General features: G+C 43.7%; 27 protein-coding genes. 6 read left to right on the top strand and 21 right to left on the bottom strand.

The window, feature by feature from the left end; all coding sequences use genetic code 11:
- Positions 1 to 2: 2 nt before the first annotated feature.
- The 10 genes from NYE72_RS10015 to NYE72_RS09970 all read right to left on the bottom strand — a co-directional run bounded on the left by NYE72_RS10015 (position 3) and on the right by NYE72_RS09970 (position 7,469).
- Positions 3 to 1,283, bottom strand: a complete 1,281-nt coding sequence (locus tag NYE72_RS10015) for a phage portal protein (protein WP_076098440.1) — start codon at positions 1,281 to 1,283, stop codon at positions 3 to 5.
- Positions 1,284 to 1,297: 14 nt separating this feature from the next.
- Entirely contained in the window at positions 1,298 to 3,088 is a 1,791-nt protein-coding gene (locus NYE72_RS10010) for a terminase TerL endonuclease subunit (RefSeq protein ID WP_076098441.1), read from the bottom strand.
- Positions 3,069 to 3,551 carry a phage terminase small subunit P27 family gene (locus NYE72_RS10005; RefSeq protein ID WP_076098442.1) on the bottom strand — a complete coding sequence of 161 codons (483 nt, stop codon included), beginning with the start codon at positions 3,549 to 3,551 and terminating at the stop codon, positions 3,069 to 3,071. Before NYE72_RS10005 ends, NYE72_RS10010 begins: the two co-directional genes overlap by 20 nt.
- 139 nt (positions 3,552 to 3,690) lie before the next feature.
- Entirely contained in the window at positions 3,691 to 4,203 is a 513-nt protein-coding gene (locus NYE72_RS10000; RefSeq protein WP_076098443.1) for a hypothetical protein, read from the bottom strand.
- A gap of 24 nt (positions 4,204 to 4,227) precedes the next feature.
- Positions 4,228 to 4,593 (bottom strand): HNH endonuclease signature motif containing protein, encoded by a 366-nt coding sequence (locus NYE72_RS09995; protein ID WP_076098444.1) that lies wholly within the window; start codon positions 4,591 to 4,593, stop codon positions 4,228 to 4,230.
- 166 nt (positions 4,594 to 4,759) lie between these two features.
- Positions 4,760 to 5,308 (bottom strand): site-specific integrase, encoded by a 549-nt coding sequence (locus tag NYE72_RS09990; protein ID WP_076098445.1) that lies wholly within the window; start codon positions 5,306 to 5,308, stop codon positions 4,760 to 4,762.
- 189 nt (positions 5,309 to 5,497) lie between these two features.
- Positions 5,498 to 5,644 (bottom strand): hypothetical protein, encoded by a 147-nt coding sequence (locus NYE72_RS09985; protein WP_178420192.1) that lies wholly within the window; start codon positions 5,642 to 5,644, stop codon positions 5,498 to 5,500.
- Between the two features lie 445 nt (positions 5,645 to 6,089).
- A complete protein-coding gene (locus tag NYE72_RS09980) occupies positions 6,090 to 6,509 on the bottom strand; it encodes a hypothetical protein (RefSeq protein ID WP_036681173.1) in 420 nt (139 codons plus the stop codon).
- A 96-nt stretch (positions 6,510 to 6,605) separates the two neighbouring features.
- Positions 6,606 to 6,815 carry a hypothetical protein gene (locus NYE72_RS09975; RefSeq protein WP_076098446.1) on the bottom strand — a complete coding sequence of 70 codons (210 nt, stop codon included), beginning with the start codon at positions 6,813 to 6,815 and terminating at the stop codon, positions 6,606 to 6,608.
- A gap of 246 nt (positions 6,816 to 7,061) precedes the next feature.
- Positions 7,062 to 7,469, bottom strand: a complete 408-nt coding sequence (locus NYE72_RS09970) for an ASCH domain-containing protein (RefSeq protein ID WP_076098448.1) — start codon at positions 7,467 to 7,469, stop codon at positions 7,062 to 7,064.
- A gap of 82 nt (positions 7,470 to 7,551) precedes the next feature.
- Here NYE72_RS09970 and NYE72_RS09965 point away from each other — a divergent pair, with 82 nt between their 5' ends.
- Positions 7,552 to 8,049: a hypothetical protein gene (locus tag NYE72_RS09965; protein ID WP_076098449.1), complete on the top strand. Its 498-nt coding sequence runs from the start codon at positions 7,552 to 7,554 to the stop codon at positions 8,047 to 8,049.
- A 104-nt stretch (positions 8,050 to 8,153) separates the two neighbouring features.
- Here NYE72_RS09965 and NYE72_RS09960 read toward each other — a convergent pair whose 3' ends face one another.
- The 11 genes from NYE72_RS09960 to NYE72_RS09910 all read right to left on the bottom strand — a co-directional run bounded on the left by NYE72_RS09960 (position 8,154) and on the right by NYE72_RS09910 (position 13,701).
- Positions 8,154 to 8,531: a hypothetical protein gene (locus tag NYE72_RS09960; protein ID WP_076098450.1), complete on the bottom strand. Its 378-nt coding sequence runs from the start codon at positions 8,529 to 8,531 to the stop codon at positions 8,154 to 8,156.
- Positions 8,532 to 8,600: 69 nt separating this feature from the next.
- Positions 8,601 to 9,971 carry a replicative DNA helicase gene (gene dnaB / locus NYE72_RS09955; RefSeq protein WP_256717787.1) on the bottom strand — a complete coding sequence of 457 codons (1,371 nt, stop codon included), beginning with the start codon at positions 9,969 to 9,971 and terminating at the stop codon, positions 8,601 to 8,603.
- Positions 9,937 to 10,287: a hypothetical protein gene (locus tag NYE72_RS09950; protein ID WP_178420196.1), complete on the bottom strand. Its 351-nt coding sequence runs from the start codon at positions 10,285 to 10,287 to the stop codon at positions 9,937 to 9,939. The genes dnaB and NYE72_RS09950 overlap by 35 nt, the downstream gene beginning before the upstream one ends.
- Positions 10,265 to 11,287, bottom strand: a complete 1,023-nt coding sequence (locus NYE72_RS09945; RefSeq protein WP_076098451.1) for a hypothetical protein — start codon at positions 11,285 to 11,287, stop codon at positions 10,265 to 10,267. Before NYE72_RS09945 ends, NYE72_RS09950 begins: the two co-directional genes overlap by 23 nt.
- Before the next feature lie 22 nt (positions 11,288 to 11,309).
- Positions 11,310 to 11,492 carry a hypothetical protein gene (locus tag NYE72_RS09940; RefSeq protein ID WP_076098452.1) on the bottom strand — a complete coding sequence of 61 codons (183 nt, stop codon included), beginning with the start codon at positions 11,490 to 11,492 and terminating at the stop codon, positions 11,310 to 11,312.
- 15 nt (positions 11,493 to 11,507) lie between these two features.
- Entirely contained in the window at positions 11,508 to 11,810 is a 303-nt protein-coding gene (locus tag NYE72_RS09935) for a hypothetical protein (RefSeq protein WP_076098453.1), read from the bottom strand.
- A 114-nt stretch (positions 11,811 to 11,924) separates the two neighbouring features.
- Positions 11,925 to 12,197 (bottom strand): hypothetical protein, encoded by a 273-nt coding sequence (locus tag NYE72_RS09930; RefSeq protein ID WP_076098454.1) that lies wholly within the window; start codon positions 12,195 to 12,197, stop codon positions 11,925 to 11,927.
- Positions 12,194 to 12,484, bottom strand: a complete 291-nt coding sequence (locus NYE72_RS09925; protein WP_076098455.1) for a hypothetical protein — start codon at positions 12,482 to 12,484, stop codon at positions 12,194 to 12,196. Before NYE72_RS09925 ends, NYE72_RS09930 begins: the two co-directional genes overlap by 4 nt.
- 10 nt (positions 12,485 to 12,494) lie before the next feature.
- Entirely contained in the window at positions 12,495 to 13,010 is a 516-nt protein-coding gene (locus NYE72_RS09920) for a transcriptional regulator (protein WP_076098456.1), read from the bottom strand.
- A 136-nt stretch (positions 13,011 to 13,146) separates the two neighbouring features.
- Positions 13,147 to 13,455, bottom strand: a complete 309-nt coding sequence (locus tag NYE72_RS09915) for a hypothetical protein (RefSeq protein WP_076098457.1) — start codon at positions 13,453 to 13,455, stop codon at positions 13,147 to 13,149.
- Entirely contained in the window at positions 13,456 to 13,701 is a 246-nt protein-coding gene (locus NYE72_RS09910) for a helix-turn-helix transcriptional regulator (protein ID WP_076098458.1), read from the bottom strand.
- A gap of 149 nt (positions 13,702 to 13,850) precedes the next feature.
- On the opposite strand from NYE72_RS09910, the gene NYE72_RS09905 reads away from it, so the two are divergent.
- The 5 genes from NYE72_RS09905 (at position 13,851) to NYE72_RS09885 (ending at position 18,037) form a co-directional block, all read left to right on the top strand.
- Positions 13,851 to 14,198 carry a helix-turn-helix transcriptional regulator gene (locus NYE72_RS09905; RefSeq protein WP_076098459.1) on the top strand — a complete coding sequence of 116 codons (348 nt, stop codon included), beginning with the start codon at positions 13,851 to 13,853 and terminating at the stop codon, positions 14,196 to 14,198.
- Between the two features lie 21 nt (positions 14,199 to 14,219).
- Positions 14,220 to 15,164 carry an ImmA/IrrE family metallo-endopeptidase gene (locus tag NYE72_RS09900; protein WP_076098460.1) on the top strand — a complete coding sequence of 315 codons (945 nt, stop codon included), beginning with the start codon at positions 14,220 to 14,222 and terminating at the stop codon, positions 15,162 to 15,164.
- A 17-nt stretch (positions 15,165 to 15,181) separates the two neighbouring features.
- The gene (locus tag NYE72_RS09895) at positions 15,182 to 16,399 is read left to right on the top strand and encodes a tyrosine-type recombinase/integrase (RefSeq protein WP_076098461.1); all 1,218 of its coding nucleotides are present in this window, start codon (positions 15,182 to 15,184) and stop codon (positions 16,397 to 16,399) included.
- Positions 16,400 to 16,497: 98 nt separating this feature from the next.
- Positions 16,498 to 17,082 carry a helix-turn-helix transcriptional regulator gene (locus tag NYE72_RS09890; protein ID WP_076098462.1) on the top strand — a complete coding sequence of 195 codons (585 nt, stop codon included), beginning with the start codon at positions 16,498 to 16,500 and terminating at the stop codon, positions 17,080 to 17,082.
- Between the two features lie 151 nt (positions 17,083 to 17,233).
- Complete coding sequence (locus NYE72_RS09885; RefSeq protein ID WP_076098463.1) at positions 17,234 to 18,037, top strand: MBL fold metallo-hydrolase; 804 nt, start codon at positions 17,234 to 17,236, stop codon at positions 18,035 to 18,037.
- The last annotated feature ends 92 nt before the right edge of the window (positions 18,038 to 18,129 follow it).

Genomic DNA, 18,129 nt, shown 5'->3' with positions numbered 1-18,129 from the left:
TGTCACCCCCCTTCATTCGTAGCCTCTTTCCCGAGGCCCGCTTTCAGCATTTGATACTGGTCCATCTTCTCCAGGTTGACATAGTTCAGACTGACAAAGTGTACGTCTCCTTTGTCACCGATATTGTCTTGCTCCTCGAGCTCCCGCACTTCATTGATGGTGTAAACTCCCATTGTAATCATTTCTTTGTAATAGGCTGCGCGGCTGGCGCTATCTCCTCTCAATTCGCCAGTTACATTAAATTTGGTGTAATATTTCCTTTGATCCGACTCCGTAAACAGCTTATAATCACATTCCTGCTCCCAATTCGTGAAGATCGGCTGTAGCGTACTCTTCACATACTCCAGGGACTGGTTCTCCATATTGCTGAACTTCACATCGGTTAATCCCAGCTTGTACCCTGGAACCTTGTATATCTTTGCCGTTTCCATGATGCCGAATTTACTGGTCTCAATGAACTGAGCGTCATTCAGAGGCATACCAAGGTTCTGATATTCCATGCCCGCATCCAGGATGGCTATCCGGTGAGCATTGTTCAAGCCTGAATTCGCTTTCTGCCATTCGTCCCGAGCCTTATCCTTAGCCGGTTTGTCCAAAGTGCCATTCGGTATTTTGAGAATCCCGCGTGTGGCTGTTCCGTTAGCGTAAAAGGCACCTAAGAACTTCCGCTGGGCCTTCTGCACTCCAAGTTCTTCCCGGATAACGGAAATAGGCGTGATTCCCTTTAGGCCGCTTTTGCTGATCGACTTGAAATGAAGCACATCAAAGTGTCTCAGCTTCCGCATTTCTCCATTCGGCAGCGTCGTCACATACCATACCTGTCCTGTATCCTTATCGACTTGAACGTCAGTCTTGGAAGGATCAAGAGGCCAAAGCCCCTTTGGCTGTCCGTTATTGGGACCGCTGGTCTCCCACTCAATGTTTGCGTACCCATTGCCCCAAACCGTGACATGAACCATCATCAATTCTTTGAATGTATAGGCGCTCATGTACGGATTGGGACGAGAACCCAGCAGCCGAGAGACAGGGTGACTACTGTCACGCTCGATCCCAGCCCCACGCTTTTTAAAGACTTGAATCGGCAGTTTCCCAATATCCCCGCCAAGAACGGAAGCACAGGTGTACACGTTGCTGTTTAGCAGCGCAGAATCCGGGGTTACCGTTTCGCCGCTTGCCGTGTTGGAGACACCAAAAAGATCAAGCAGCCACTGCGGGGGATGAAGTAAACTGTCCTCAGAAGATCGCCGGTCCCACCAGCGCTGCACAAAGTTTCTTCGTTTCACATTTCACCTCCTTACTAAAAGGAAAAGTCCTCGCTCATGATGTGATCATTCAGGTTAATGGTGGAGTCGCCCACCATGGCCCTGACCATGGCGTTAATAATGGCCGCCAATAAATCGATTCGCTGACTGTCATCCTTGTGCTTCTTGGAAAGTTTAATATTTCCGTTGTTATCCGAAACTTCAATGGCATTAGACAAGCACCAGGTTAGCAATGGACTGCCATCATGAACAATTAGGCTGCGCAGAATCAGCTCACGGAAGAACTTTGTTGGTTCCGAAAGGGTTTGAACGCCCTGCCGGATCTCTACCCGGTTGTATCCTTCCGCCTCAAGCTCCTGTGTAAAGTGAGTGGCGTTATATGGATCATAACAAACCTCCTCAATGAACCAGGATTGTTCCCGCTCCAGATTCTGCATATGGGTTTTAATGTAACTGTAGTCCACGGCAGAACCCGGTGTAAGGGTACACCAATCCCCTGCCGCCCAATCCCGATAAGGCACACGGTCACCGTGTTCATGCTTAGTCGCTGTTTCATCCGGCATAAATCCGTGAGCAGTGACCGCATAACGGCCGTCTTCCAGCCGAAACACAAAGCCAGATGCGGTTAAATCCGTGGATTTAGACAAGTCAAGTCCATTGTGCGCAGCATAACCGCGAACCAAATCCAAAAAAGCACTCCGTGACACTGCGAGTGCTTTCCATTTGTCCATAATGCCGGACATGTATTTATTTTCGCTATCTGCCTGCCAGAGATTCACACGTTTGGTCAACCACTCCCGAATTTTCTGCGGATCTGCTGAATTATACGCTTCGTCATGCTCAATTCGTATTTGTTTCTTCAGCTCTTGGGCATATTCATTGTCTTCCTGTAGGATAGGGTTGGCTTTGACCCAATTTTGTTCATTATGTGGATCGTCTGCCTTTTCTAGCTCCCGAATCATCACATAATAGGTTTCTATCATTGGAGTATCGCCGTCCAACATCTTACACAGGGAATCATATTCCTTTTTACAGGGACTATTTTCGGCATCCTTACCGGCAGTAGAAATGATTTGCATTAAGGATTGCAGCCGTTTACCGAAGCCGGAATAAGATACGTCAAGGATTTCACTGGTCGGGTGCGCATGATACTCATCAATAATGACCAGACACGGAGCGCCTGAGTCCTTATTTTTAGTATCCTTAGACAACGGACGCAGCCAGCCGCCGCGCCGGGCGTGTTCGATGTATGTGCGTTTGATCCGCAGCCGCTTGGAAATGTCCGGGCTGTTCTCCCCCATGGCCTTCGCATCCAACCAGACCCGCTTCGCCTGCTGTTTATCGACAGCCGCACATTCAACTTCCGGGCTTTCTTCGTAACGCTTCAAATGTGGCTTTCCAGGCGGATACACACAATCCCCGCACATGCCATAAAGGGACAGGCCAGACATTTCAGTTGATTTGACATTCCCCCGCGCCCGAAGATGCAGTGCCTTGGTGAAGCGCCTCTTTCCACTGTCCATATGCACCCAACCGTAGACGCATCCCAAATCAAACTTTTGGAAGGGCAGCAGTTCTATAAGCTGTCCGGAAAACGGACCGCGAACATGACGGCAGCAGCGCTCAAACCATTCGAATATACGGTCAGCCCTGGACTCATCGAAGACGTAAGGGAAATCAGTCGTCGCCTGCCGCTGTAAATCGGATAAATGTCGCTGGCACGCCTGCTGCTCACGCTTGCAGGCTGGCCGTAATCCCATGACAACTTCGGCGGCGTAGCGATTAGTCGGGTGAACATCCTCCCAATTAATCGAAGAGTCCGGCATTCTCATCTTCCTCCTGGTCCGCCGTCTTTTTCGCTAACCGCGCCCGCGATTCCGCATTGAGTCCAAGCTTGTTGGAGTAAGAAAGAATAAGACGCGAATAGCTCTGTGCCATTTTCACATAAGCACTGACAACCATATTCCCTTGAGCATTTGTTTCCGTATACCCTTCAATGTCAATAAGCCGGTTCGCATCCTGATATTTTGCCACCGCATCACAATAAGCTCCCAGCACATCTTCATCCACTTTATCCAGGACTTCAAACTCGGCCATATCCTTTACTGTCTTGCGCCAAACCTTCCGGGCTTCATCGTTCAGCCAGCCGGGAATTTTCAAAGTCAGCTTTTTCTTGCGATCAAACTTTTTCGAAGCAGCTTCCCGAGCAATTACCTCAGCCTCCGTCCAATGCTTGCCACCGCCTTTCTGTCCCACCCGCATGTGATTAAAATTTACAATATCTGGCATATCTTCCGCACCTCCTTTAGAAACTTTCACTGGGGACTTTTTTTCACACAAGAGTCCGATGCGGTCTATTACGAACAAAAAAATTTTTTAAGATGGTGGGGGGCCTAAGAAATTAAAAAAAAATCCCGTAATGGCGACTTTACCATTTCAAATTCAATTCGAAATCAGGCATTTTGAAAATTTTTCTGATCTTATCTTTGTTCTCCATTATCGTTACCATTGCAAATTCATTGGCGTCTTTCTCGGCGGCACTATTCTTGTACTCTTCCATATTTTCATCAAGGTTTGCCACCCCTTCTTCATCAAGATATAATCCGTGATGATTCTGCCATGCATGACGCATTTCATGAAAGAGAAAAAAAGCTAAATCTAAATCTTGTTTATGTTTCTCCTTGGATAAGTTAAAATAAAAAATCTTGATTGTACGAGACTCCATCATTGCAATAGCAGGAGGCCGTGTCGCCCCATGAAGTATCTGTTGATATTCCTCCGGTGACATATCAGGACATTCAACCATTTCTTTTCTCAATCTATCCTCATTCTTGTAGACATCGACCACATAATCTAATTCGTTGTATTCCTCACCCAATACATCTAGACAATGTAAGAGCTGATCCCTTATTCGACTAGGGTTTGTATATCTAACTATCATTTGCAGTCACACTCCTTGCTATCATTATCTCACATCATTTCCAAACCCTCCATCCTCTTTTGCTGTCTTGGCATCATGACACACCTTACAAAGTGACTGCCAGTTGCTGCGCCTCCAGAACAATTCCTTGTCACCCTTATGCGGTTCGATATGGTCAACCACTGTAGCAGCCTCAATCTTATCGACCTTCAAGCAATATACACACAGTGGATGCTTCCGCAGGAACCCGAGCCGAGCCTTGCGCCACTGACCGTCATAACCGCGCTGTGCGGCTGTCCCACGGTATCTATCATAGCGGTGTTTCTCTTGTGTATGGTCGGCACAGTAACGCCCTCTAGAGAGGTTACTACAGCCCACACGACTACATGGTTTAAGTGGTGATTGCCCCATAATTAACCCCTCTGCTGCTATTAAATAACTGGTAAATCCTGTGCGATTTAATTACACATATCTTACATTGTGTTAAACTCATGCACCTACCATAATCCCTTGTCCTGTAAGGCTTCTCAGCCTGTCCCAGAAACGAGTTTCACCTATCCTTAATATGTGTAACTGACTACACTTTGTGACGCTTGAGAGCCATATCCATGCTGTCTTGAGCCATGCCAATATAGCGCAGCGTAATCTTAGGTGAAGCATGATTAAAGAAGTCCATCAGCATGCCAATGTCCTTGTCAGTTGTTTCGTTATAGAAGATATAACCGAATGTTTTCCGCAGTGTATGGCAACCCATATCCGAAAGCCCGAACTCATCCCCAATGTCCCGCATGATCTTATAAGCCATTTCACGGGTAATAGGTCGGTTCATACCTTCCCTGCTTTTAATAAGGAATTCATTCGCTGGTTTACCTTCGATGTAAACAATCAGAGCCTTTTTCAATTCCGGTGCCATGTAAATGCGTTTCTGCTTATTTGTCTTCTTCTCGCGGATAGAAATGTGAGAACCAGAAACGTCCTTGACTCGCAACCGCAATATGTCACTAATCCGAAGACCTGTGTATATACCAATCAGGAACATAATGTAATCTCTTGGATTTTTGTCCTTGAGATAGTCTTTTATGTCTTGGATAGTTTCCGGGTCACGAATGGGCTGAACAAAATTCATTTACGCTCACCACCGTCTAGTTTCACACAATGGATCGGTTTAGAGCAGAACTGAGCTGCTTCTTCCCACTTGCCCCAAACACAACCTTTGCATTTAACCGGCTGTTTCGGTTCTGGCGGTTCCCTGAGCCTCCTTACCGCGTTCATTGCTTTTCCTCCAATATAACCATATTAATTGAACGGTCTATCTTTACTTCAATGTTTCCATTTGCATTGCTAGAAAAAGATAACGGCCAACGGCTGATTCGAGTCCTTCATCATCCCCGGCTTCCATCGCCTTTACAATTTCATCGATTACATTCCTTAGTTTCTTGAGAAATTCAATCCGTTCTTTCATTCCATACCTCCTTTAAGCAAAAATCGGTCACTTTTCAACCCTTCGTACAATATAAAAAGGGACGCTTTCTAGCGCCCCTTAGATTTACATAATCAGCATTGCAATATCCCGTATTTGCATGGTGACGGACGGTGTTACCGACTAACATCCCCTATGCTAATATACCGCGCCCGGGTGGAGCGCGTTGAGAGTGGTACTATAACTCTCATCCCCCGTAACAGACCGCCGCACCATCTACTTGCTACTTGTGCTATCAGTTCCGCCACTAATATCGTTGCTATTGCAACAGGCATCATCACCGCTCAGCTCTGACGAGTCCTGCGGCGATAAGGGGCAGCAGGGACACCCGGGAATAACTTCTTCCCTATGTCCCTACTGTAAATCTAATATACAGACGTAATGTTGACGCGAAACAGACGTAAAACAGACAGGTTACAGACACGTTTTAGATAGTGCCAAGCAATTTCAATGTCTCAGCTATTGATTCTGTGCTAATACCGAGCAATTTCAACGTTCCAGCTACTGATTCTGTACCTTCTTGAATCTTTCGGTCTAATGACCGTCCTGTAAATGAAGACCACTTTATGACAGCTGCTTTTCTAGGATTTCGGTTAATAAACCTATACTTCATAATTTGTTTGATTTCTGGATCCAAAATAGACTCTATCGCCAATTCTATGTTTCTGATTGTTGGGACCCACTTTTTTAGAATGGCCTCTTCATAAGAAGTAAGCTCTTCTCTCTCTTGTAGTCCATTAACGATCTCTACCATTTTGGGATATTTGCGAAGCAGCATTTTGATAACTGTGACATCCATTTTATTTGCACTCGGAAACAATTCCCCTTGTCCCCATACCATTGCCATTCCCCTCATTCCCCTTTGTGTTATAATGGGTTTGAGGTATTATTTACCGTTTATCGACCCCGCCCGGCCAAGGATTAGGGGTCTTTTCTTTGTCCATTATGCATATCTAGATCCACGCGGCATTTTCCCATCTTCGTCGAGAACAATATCGCTGATTATGATTGCTGATGTTGCTGGAATATACTGACCTTTGAATTCTCCGAATGTTATGCTGTACCCATTCTTTTCACGCTGCGCCCGGAATGACACTCCTGAAACAATACTTCCAGCTGACGAATTAATATTTTTGACTGTTTTGATGATCACTTCTACGCCTCCTTTTGCCGATTTTCTGTTATCCTCGCATTTTTAGGTATTGATACCCAAGCAAATCCTCTCTTATCTCCGCCTGGATCTTCTAGTACATAAGAATATCCTTTAGGAACAAAATCATTCAAATGAATCCGCAAGTCTCCAAAAGCTGTCTGAATGATCTGATGTTGAGCCAGTTCTGACCGAGGGCATACATGCAGATGCATGCGCTCAACCTTGCCACCTTTACGGACTATTTCGCTAAGAGCGACATTTATCATGTTCACGGCTTGTGGATGAATTGAGGAAAAGTTGCTCATAATTTCCTCCCTCTGGAAGCTTGACCCAAATCACAGCACCCTGTGGATGATTATAGGGTACAGGTTCCGAGAAAATGATTGGGTTTTTAACAACCCACGCCCACGCTTGGTTGTAATGAAAAGCAAATTTGGGATCTTCGATGCAATGTTTATCCTTGTAAGCCATAAATCGTCCAACGGTGCAAGGGATGCAATTTGTCAGTTCCACCGTCCCGTAAACTTTGCCGCTGCCGCTTTTGATGATACCGATTGTGCCACGTTTATGTGTAAGTCTCCCTCTGATCTCCCATATCTTTTGACCGGATAAAATTAGATCAGCCCACTTCGGTTTAATAATCAAACCATCCATCTTAACAAAACTCCTTTCTGAACATCATCTTCGTACTGCGCAATAGAATATTTTTTCTTCTTAAAGAGATACTAATCAAAATTTGATTATTTCACAGGGGGCAACAATTCTGAAAAAACTAATAATTTTCTTTGCTTTTTGTTTTTTAGCATTTGGAATTTCTCCATATGCTGCCGTAGCATCAAATGATCTCTTCAAAACACCTGCATCAAAACAATCTGATCAGTGGAAAGTTGAAATCAAGAAAGTTGAGAAATATGACTCTAAGATGTCAAAACCTCGTAAAAATGAAAGTGAAATGTACAACATTATCATCACCAATATCGGGGTTGGCTTAGAAAATGTAGTGTTTAACTCCTATAGAGATGAACCAAATACCCAAACAAAGTTCGGATTAAGCATTTCAGACGATCATCACAAAATTTTTAAACATGGCGAGATAGTCGACTTTTCTAATTTCCCTATTTCTGTTGATTCAAAGGAACTTCAAATCGAGATTAGTTGGTACGGAAAACCTTCAAATAACGAATCCCATGATAGAAAATACAAAGAAACCTTTACTTTCACACCAGCAAAATAATAGATGCATATTGGGCACTTCGGTGCCCTTTTAGTTTACAGTTTGCGTCCACTGTCTATTACTCCCGCCCCTGGGATTACCCCACCCAGCCCTCCGTTCTACCTTCATTTAGCTAGGCAAGCCCGTTTCTCTCCTGTCTTGATGTAGTGGGCTAAACCAGGAGTAAAAACCATCTTGTCTTGTAGGTTCCAGTAGTTGGGTCCCTTGTAGGATTTCAAATACTCCCCCGGTCTCATAACTGGGATGGTCGCCGCCTCTTCCTGGGTCCATCCTAGCTTTCGAACCCTCTTAGCGAACGTAGGGTATGGTATCCCGTTCCTCTTGGCGATCTTCTTCATTTCCTCGTCATATGTTATACCCGGCTTTTGCATCGGGACCGAAGACGCCTTTTCCTTGTGCCATCCTGTACGAATGCGAAACTTGTACGCTTGTTCTGTTATCCCGTGAGCCTTTGCTCTTTTAACATAGCTGAACTTTTGCAATCACTTCGCCTCCTTGTCTCGCTGGCGTGTAGCGTTCTACTCTGCACCAACGCCCGGATTTCAATATTTTTAGGCTGGCTGCGGCAAGTTATTGGCATGCGCCCGTTCGTAATTCACGAACTTATTAAAATTCTTGAGGAACACAAGTTCAACCGTTCCAGTAGGACCATTACGCTGCTTAGATATGATGATTTCGATAATGTTTTTCTTCTCGGATTCCTGGTTGTAGTAATCATCCCGATAAAGGAAAGCTACAATATCTGCATCCTGTTCAATAGAACCAGACTCTCGAAGGTCACTCATAATCGGACGTTTGTCCTGGCGCTGTTCAACACTCCGACTGAGCTGAGACAACGCGATAACCGGCACATCCAATTCACGGGCAATCTGCTTCAACACTCGGGAAATTTCTGAAACCTCTTGTTGTCGATTCTCCCCGCGCTTTCCACTACTTCCCTGGATCAGCTGCAGGTAATCAATGACGATCATTCCAAGACCTCGTTCTCTTTTCAAACGACGACATTTGGCTCGAATATCATGCACGGTGACAACTGGATCGTCAGCAATGAAAATGTTCTTGTCTGCAAGAGAAGAAATACCAACAGTCAACTTGCCCCAATCATCGTCACTAGTGATATCGCCCATTCTCAGATCATTAGCGTCGAGGTTAACCTCAGCACAGACCATACGCTGCATGAGCTGCTGCTCTGACATCTCCAAGCTAAATACAGCAATAGGTTCATCATTTCGAGTTGCCGCATTCTGTGCAATATTTAAGGCGAACGCTGTTTTGCCAACAGAAGGACGAGCTGCCACGATAATTAAATCCTGTTTCTGAAACCCGCCAGTGAGCTTGTCCAGATCTGTAAATCCAGTCTCCTTACCACTAGTAGTTCCATTCAGTCGATTACTCACACGCTTTTCAATGGTGTCGATATACTCAAGACCGATTTCCTTCGTGCTTTTGAAATCCTTTTTCGGCGCTGTCTGATCGGACAATAACGCCGACTTGGTCAGGGCATTTGCTACCACGGTTCCAGCATCGTCACTGTCATACACAAGTTCGATCTGCTTATAAGCATCCCGAAGAGCTTGGCGTAAGGTGAATTTATCTGCAAGTACACCTATAAAAAACTCAATGTCAGCCGCAGTAGGAGATGAAGAAGCGATTCGAGAAAGGTAATATGTACCCCCTACCTTTTCCAGACTTTTTTTATGATTTAGTGTGGACACAAGTGATCTGATATCCACCTGCTCACCATCGTTGTGCAAATCTCGCATAGCTGAAAAGATTGTCCGATTTACAGGGTTGTAGAACATTTCAGGATCTACAGAAATTGCCGTATCCATGGCATTACCTGTTTCGTCAATCAAAACTGCACCAATAACCGCTATCTCTGCATTCTCATCGTGCGGCAGTTCCCTTATTGATCCTTGCACAAAGATTCTCCTTCCATCCCACAGGCATTGGCATAGCAGCTGCCTTGGCTTTATCCCGTTCAGCGAAATAATTTGCTGTCTGATCCTTTGATTTATGCTGATCCTGTAAATCACCGACACCACCACGGATCTGCGCGATCTTCGGCGGCCATGGATTTGTAAGCATGTGCTGCTTCACGTTTTTACAGGCTACGTCAAAAGGGAAATCTTTAAGGTTCTCATGTAGCCGGTCTATTTCAGTATTGCTGGTATCAATCTGATGTGCGTATTCTTCTTTGAGCTTAATGAGTAGATCAATAACTTGTGTTCTCTTCAAGCTGCTTTGCCTCCTTTGCTCGACGTTTAAGGTCTGCAAGCTCTTGCTGCTGCTTGGATAGTCGCTGCGGCGGTGCTGGCATTGGTGTTTGGGTTAATGACCCTTTATGCTTCGTAGTCTTGTTAGCGTTCCGCCATGCTGATTTCAAGCCTTTCACGTAATAAGTAAAACTGTTTGGCTGCTCGAAATCTTCTCCCTCGCGTTTTCGCTTTGCCTTGTATTGGCTCTCCATAGTTGTGATGGTAAAGGGTACTGGCATCCCTGCGGCGACCATCTTACCCATGGCTTCGCGATCATTTGTGGAGACGTGAATGTCGAACTTATCATGCAATTTGCAATAAGCATTTAAAATTGCGATCATCCCGTCCGTTTTAGGATCTGGGCTAATTTCTTCTGAAAACTCATTTTCTAAAATAGTAGTAGTAATAAGATCTTTAATATCTTTTGCATCGGACAATATTGTCTGATCACTCGTTAAAATCGTTTCATGATCGGACATTTTTGTCTGATCACTGTCATTGTGAACGGACAAATATGTCTGATCACTGTCATTGTGAATGGACAAATATGTCTGATCACTGTCGGACTGATCGGACAAAATTGTCTGATCAGTTTCGCTGTGAACAGACATTTCTGTCTGATCATTATCCTGCGAACGGACATTTTTGTCTGATCTCTTTAATATGCCTTTCTTGGACTTTCTAACCTTTATGATCAAACCCCGGGGCGCTCTAGTGATATGGATGTATCCGTGGTTCTGGAGATCACTTATCCATCTGCTGATGCTTTTATCGGTAACCCCAAAGTTCTCACCGATTTCAGAAAGCTTCATCGGCTTGCCACCCAGGACAAGTCCCCAAACAGTTCCGTCCTCTTCGACTTCCTTAGTCGTGGAGCTAACACACCAAGCGAATAGCCATATCGCCGATCCTATTTTTTCGTAGTGTTGCGGCGAAAATAACCCGGAGAAGATCGGAAAAGGAAAGCTATCTGTTGGCATAAGCTCACCTCTGTATTAATCATCATTTTCCCTTCTTCGGTTTGGGGCGATTTATAATTTCTGTCACATTCGTACGCAAGACGAATGCTAATTCTCCATTGTCCTTTCGAAGCTTGGCCCAAGGTCGGGCAATGCCCCATGTATCCAGTACCTCACCGGACAGGCCACAGCTTGTTAGGACTGTATCACCCTTGAGAACGAGCATCACCGCTGCCCCCTTTTACCCCGCATACCGAAGCCGCAGAGCTTTCAGCACGATATCAGTGTTCTTATCATCCAAACGGTCAGCCTCGGACAAATCCACCTTATTGCGACCGTTATAGAGGTGTAGCGCCAGAGCAAGCATGAACTTTTCTGATGTGCTCCATCCCTTAGAAGCTCGTTTAAGCTTGTCCGTATGAACGGTAAGCTCTTCGAAGTCAATAAATTCAGGAACCAGATATTGTTTAAGCTTGTTATGGTTCTGAAATATATACAGCAGACCCTTCCAATACCGATCTTGCAGTAATTGTTTCGGAATCATAGTAAATACCCCTTTCAAATTGAATTTTGATGTGTCAGCCACATCTTGGAATCCCGGACGGAGGAAGGTTATTTCTAAGGTCCGACATTCCAAGACAGGGGCCGAAGCCCTTCTTCATTTGATCCTGTCTATTTCTTGCATTACGAGTGTTTTAATGTTCAATGGTAGAAACTCTACGACTTCAACAATCTGATTCCACCTGCCCGAGGCTTTTTGTTGATGTCTGTCTGCAAGATAAAAGTTTTCTACAGAACTCATGACCTGATTGTTCGCAGCGGTAATCTCCGTTTCCAGCACCTGGTCTATAGCAGAAGACCACTCGTTTCTACGTTTCACATACAATTCAGCAAGAGCTTTAGCAAATTGAATTTCGTCTTGTTCACTCAAGCTGTTCCCTCCTTGCTTTTACGAGGGGCATCGCGTAAAATAGACGCAACGAGAAACTTTAATCGGGTTCTCAATGAGGTCCGCCCTGCCAGGCGGGCTTTTTTATGCTGTTCTTTGGCATGATGCAATTCACATTCGTGCAACCAAATCAGCATTTCCAGCCAACGAATATTTCGTTTTAACTTGATCGGATCAATATGTTCTGCTTGGCGTTTTATCATTTTCAGATTACGCTTAGCGTTCTTAGCTTCAAACCGCGCTTGATCTTCCAAATCTTCGATTCTCATAAAAAAAACCTCAATTCATATATTTTTTTTGTCTCAGTTCATTCCGATGATCCGCCCATAATCCAAGGTAAGAAATACCATATTTCCGACAAAGGACTGCTGCATTATGTGTAAGTGCCGTTATGGCTTCGATTTGCTCCATTAGTCCATTTTTGACGTTCTCATGATCAGCAGGCGTCAACTGGTCTAATCTCTTAGTGATTGGGATTGACTGCAAAGCCAGTAATGCTTCTTGGATTTCCTCGATTGTTTTTATGTATGTTGAACTTGGATGTAAGTCAGCGCCATCTAAGTAAGGTACACATGCACCACCTGTAACCTCTTCTGCTGCGCCGATAATCAACTGAATATCATCGTAGTGTCTGACTGTAGCCTGCATAACTTGTTTAGTAGCTTTACGGCTACCTTTAACTATCTTGCCAATCTGGGAACCATCAACATTAGCTGCCTTTCCAGCTTTTGCATATGAATCGCCAGTCCGTTTTAGCACTTCTTGCAGTGCTCCCGGAAAATGTCCAATTGCCATTTTGATACCCCCTTATTTGTCCAAATTGATGGGATGCTATTGGACAAGGGAATAATGTATGATGTTTTTAAGCAATTCCCCTTGCCCAAGCCTTCCCCCACCCGCCGCAGCCCGTACAGCACGGTGGGTTTCCTCTTTATATAGCTTTTTTACGATTTTTCCATCCTTCACCAGCATGGTTACTCACCCATTCGGTGTGTTCGTCCACCCATCTCATTAATAAGTGCGTTGGAACCCTTGGATTCCCGAACTCACGATTGACTGGAAAATCTGGACGGTTGAAAAGTTCTGCTGTTTTCGACTCGCCAATATCCATCAACTCCATAAATTGTTTTCGGGTTAGAAAGGGCGGTAGCTCGTTAATAAGATGATCTTTTAACGCTTCCGCCACAGCTTCTCGAATCCATAGTTTTAGATCTTCAACTTCTATTACTGCAACGGACATTCATCTCACCCCCTTCAACGCGGAGTTTTCCCCTTCAACTTTGCGTATCGCGTAGCGAATGGCTAAAAAAATTTGATCTCTTTCGCATTCATACACAAGAGATATCTTGTCAGCTCGTTCGCTGTCTACATGACGATGACCATTTTCAATTTGAGATAGGTATCCAGCGGGTATTCCAATCTCTTCAGCTGCTTTCTCAATACTTAGCCCAGCATCTTTACGAGCTTTTTTAATGAGGCTGTTCACTTCTCTTCCCCCCGATCAGCTATTCATAATGTGAAGTTATTTCCATAATACATCGCATTACGCAAAGTGTCAACGCATTTTGCAAAGTTTACCCCCTTTATATTTTCAGTATGCAAAGTGCAAAGTATAATGTTAATCAGGTGATGCGAATGTTTAGTGGTAACCGGTTGCGCAAACTGCGCAAAAATGAAGATTTAACCATGAAAGAATTCGGCGCAAAGTTTAGTCTTGCAGAATCCACAATTTCAGGTTATGAAAACGAATCACGAAAACCGGATTTGGATACTGTAAATAAATTTGCGGACTACTTCAATGTCTCTGCTGACTATTTGATGGGGCGAACCGATAGGCTAAACTTGGAGGAAACCAACCTCTCATTTTATGGTGGACCCGATAAATACACTCCTGACGAAATAGAAGAGATGGAGGCAGCTCTAGCGAGATATAGAAAGAACAAGAAACGAATTCGAGAAGAAATGGAAGACAGAAAAAAATAAAGAATCAAGAACTAGCCAGCAATGGCTTTTCTTTTCCATATAAAACAGAACATACGTGCGCTTTTAGGAGGAATACATCTGAACTTTTACCAATACTTTAAAACTCCACTTGAACAATGGATCGAAGACAGATATCAAGAAAATGGAATTTTTCGACCTTCTGATCTCACTATTGAAAAAGTCTCTAGAATATTTAATACCGAAGTAATCTATTATGAGCACACCTCTTTCAGTGACAATGAGGAACGCATCATTTTTTTAAATAAATATGAGGAAGAGAATCTACTCAGGAAATTTTTTTTCCACGAACTTTGTCATGTCGTAAGGCATTCAGGGGATCAGCGTTGGATGCCATCATTATTTAGAGATGCCCAGGAAAATGAAGCTGATTTCTTTTCTCTTTACACTTCTATTCCTTTTTATATATTTCAGTCGTTACCACTACCTAATAACAAAAATGAGGCTATCGGCTTTATTGCCCATGAGTTTAAGATGCCACTAGAAATAGCCAAAAAGAGATTTCAACAGATTGAAGAACGAATTGCTCAATCTGATATGCTATCTGCTTTAGGTGCTATAGCAGCAGCATCTTCAAAACAAGAAGATACGCACAGTAAAGCAGCTGATTTTCATTTTAGAAGGGATACTCAAACTCAGCCTCGTATCCGAGCATATTACAGTTGGGATGGTGATTTTTCTCGTCCTCATGCTTTAGTGATTGAACACCCTATCGAATTTGATTGGAATGGATCACTAGATATACAGATCAATCGTGATTACAAAACATGCGACAAGCCATCTGGAAGAATGAAAGATATTGCTTCTATCATCCCGAGTGACCTCTCAATCTCCAAAGACAAGGGTAGTATAACGATAAATTTATCCCGCGTAGCATGGCGGCATGGCAATGATATTGAACAACTATACCTTCCTTTGGACGTAATTGATGACGCTTTGAATTTTTAATGAAAGGTGGATAAGATATGGCTTACTTCTCGAAAGTTCAAGCAAAAAATAAACAAGGATATAAATGGATATGTGTCTTGGAAGGTCCAACCAATCCCGTAACTGGAGTAAGGCAGCAAGTGTCCCGTAGGGCGGATACTAAGAACGAAGCTTTACAACGTGCACAAGATGCTGTTAACAACCTTAGAAGTGGAATTGACATTAAGAAAGCCAAGAAAACTAGATTCGAAGAAGTTGCAACTGATTTTTTAGAAACATATTCAAAAAGTGGTGTTAGATCAAGTACCGTGCGAACAAGAAGTAAATCCGTTAAGATATTGCTTCACCATTTCGCCAAATCAAATATTGACAGCATAAAACTGAAAGATATTCAAAAAATGTTGATTACTATGGATAACAATGGATATAGTCACTCAAGCATGAATAGCACAAAAATTACAGCTGGAATGATTTTTAATTTTGCGGTTGTTCATGGGCTCCGAAAAGATAATCCCTGTGAAGGATCTGTAATACCAATAAAGGAAAGTACAGTTGAGGAAATAGAAAATGATATTCTGGCAGAAAAGTATTTCGAGAGGCACGAGCTTGAGGAATTTCTAGAAAAGGTCCAATTGTTTGGAAAACGTGGAGATTTAGAAACTTTTTACCTATTAGCTTTTTCTGGGATGAGACCTGGGGAGTTATGTGCTTTGAAATGGTCAGACATTAACTTTGAAACTTACGATGTTCGCATTACGAAGACAATTTATAATCCAGATAATAATATGCGTGAATATAAGCTAAACCCACCGAAGACAAAAAGTTCCATTCGCACGTTTGATCTAGACGAAAGTATTATCGAAATGTTAAAGTCTTATAAGGAAAAACAAGTTATACGTCACCAAAGATACTGTCAGCAGGCTAATGATTTCCATAATGGAAAGTTTATTTTTTGTCACGACAATGGATATCCATACGTGCAAAAGAATATAATTGACAGAATGAAACGTATCATGAAAAAAACATCCATTAAAAAACATGCAACCCCTCATATCTTACGGCACACGCATATCAGTCTGTTGACTGAGGTTGGAGTGGACCTTAAGACTATTATGCATCGAGTAGGTCATGGTGATTCAAAAACAACTTTGAAAATTTACACTCATGTAACAGAACGTATGAAAAAAAGTGCGAATGAGAAGGTCAGAATCCACTTCGGCAAGATCCTAGATATCAACCAAAAGCAAGAAATGTGATTTTTACGTTATTTTTATTTAAATACGAACCCAAATAAACTTTATAACACTAGGATTTACAAGGGGTTCCAAATATAAATTAAAAAATCGGAGGAATTATGCCTAATAACCAACAAGAACCTCATAATATCCAGGCGTGGTCTCTGATCAATCGCAAATACCTTGGACAAGGCGTTCGAGTCAAAAGATTTCGCCGTCCAAAGCGCAGCCAGATTAGAAACCGTGTGCTGCTTGCTGTATTGATGGCTAAGGATATCAAGCTGTCACGACTCGCAGAAGAGCTTGGTATATCCTCACGCAGTGTAAGCGCTTGGGTATACGAAGGTCGTATCCCTTCCAACAATAACATTGACAAGACCTGCCGCCTATTGGGGTACCCACCCCACATTCTGTTCAATGAAGCATTGATTCGTCAAAGCCCCATTGTATGTCAGCCTACACCCTCACGATTTATGAAAAGAAGTATTACCAGTTCACCGCGCAGCAATGTTATCCTGACCGGACTTTGTATGGTATACGATTTCTCAGTAACGGATGTAAGTATTTGGATAGGCGTCCATCCCGGAACGTTTCGGAAATGGCTCCACAACAGCCATCTGCCGACCCCTGCTCTGCAGGAAAAAGCCGAAGCTTTCTTTCGGATTCCACGCCATATTCTATTTGCAGACTGCGGAACGCTCTAATACAATCCTCTCACAGAACACGTTTAACACAGCCCTTCTTCAAGAAATCATGAGAAGGGTTATTTGCCATACCTTTTTTTCTTAAAAAGAGGTCATACTACTGTATGTAGATACATTGTGTAGTACTAAAGAACGGGTCAGGAGGCGCAAGATGAAACTTAACGGAATACTGTCAAAGGGCTATACCGATACTTGGAATGTGGCCCCTCGTGTCATTGGACTTCGCACTATGTTTGTAAATGTCGCATTAATTGGCCAGCCCTCTTCGGATTGGGTTCTTGTAGATACTGGTCTTAGCTCATATACAGGCAATATTATTGATTTTGCTACGGAGCATTATGATAAGCCTCCGGTGGCAATTATCCTGACGCATGGGCATTTTGACCATATTGGGGGTGTGAAAAGGCTTGTTGAGGAATGGAATGTGCCTGTATATGCTCATCCGCTAGAACTACCTTTTCTGACAGGTAAAGAAGATTACCCTCCAGCCGATCCGGCCGTAGGCGGCGGGCTTATGAGCATGATTTCCCCCTTATTTTCACATCATGGCATTGACCTTGGTTCAGCCGTTCATCCCTTGCCGGAAGACGGGACTGTCCCTGGTGCGAAGGGCTGGGAATGGATCCATACCCCTGGACATAGTCCCGGGCATATCTCCCTGTTCAGGCCTGAGGATAGAGTCCTGATCGCTGGTGATACGTTCCTTACGGTCAAACAGGAATCCGTATTTGCAGTGGCTACGCAGCATCAGGTGGTGCATGGCCCACCCTCTTATTTCACGACAGACTGGGAAGATGCCGAGAAATCAGTCCGTACCCTTGCCTTGCTGAATCCACATCTTGTTCTTTCGGGACATGGAGTACCCATGGAAGGTGAGGAGCTGTCTACCCAGCTTGCTCATTTATGCAAAAATTTCAAAGAAATGGCGCTACCGGGTCAAGGTAAATTTGTGTAAATAAGGTATTCCTGATCATCGAGCAGAGGTCTAGGGAAAAAGTCCCTATAATTCATTTGATATAGCCGATTCTACGGATATTCAACGAAATT

It is taken from the genome of Paenibacillus sp. FSL L8-0333, assembly GCF_037965665.1.
Classification (GTDB): Bacteria; Bacillota; Bacilli; order Paenibacillales; family Paenibacillaceae; genus Paenibacillus_AQ; species Paenibacillus_AQ odorifer.
This window is presented reverse-complemented; position numbering and strand designations above follow the sequence as displayed.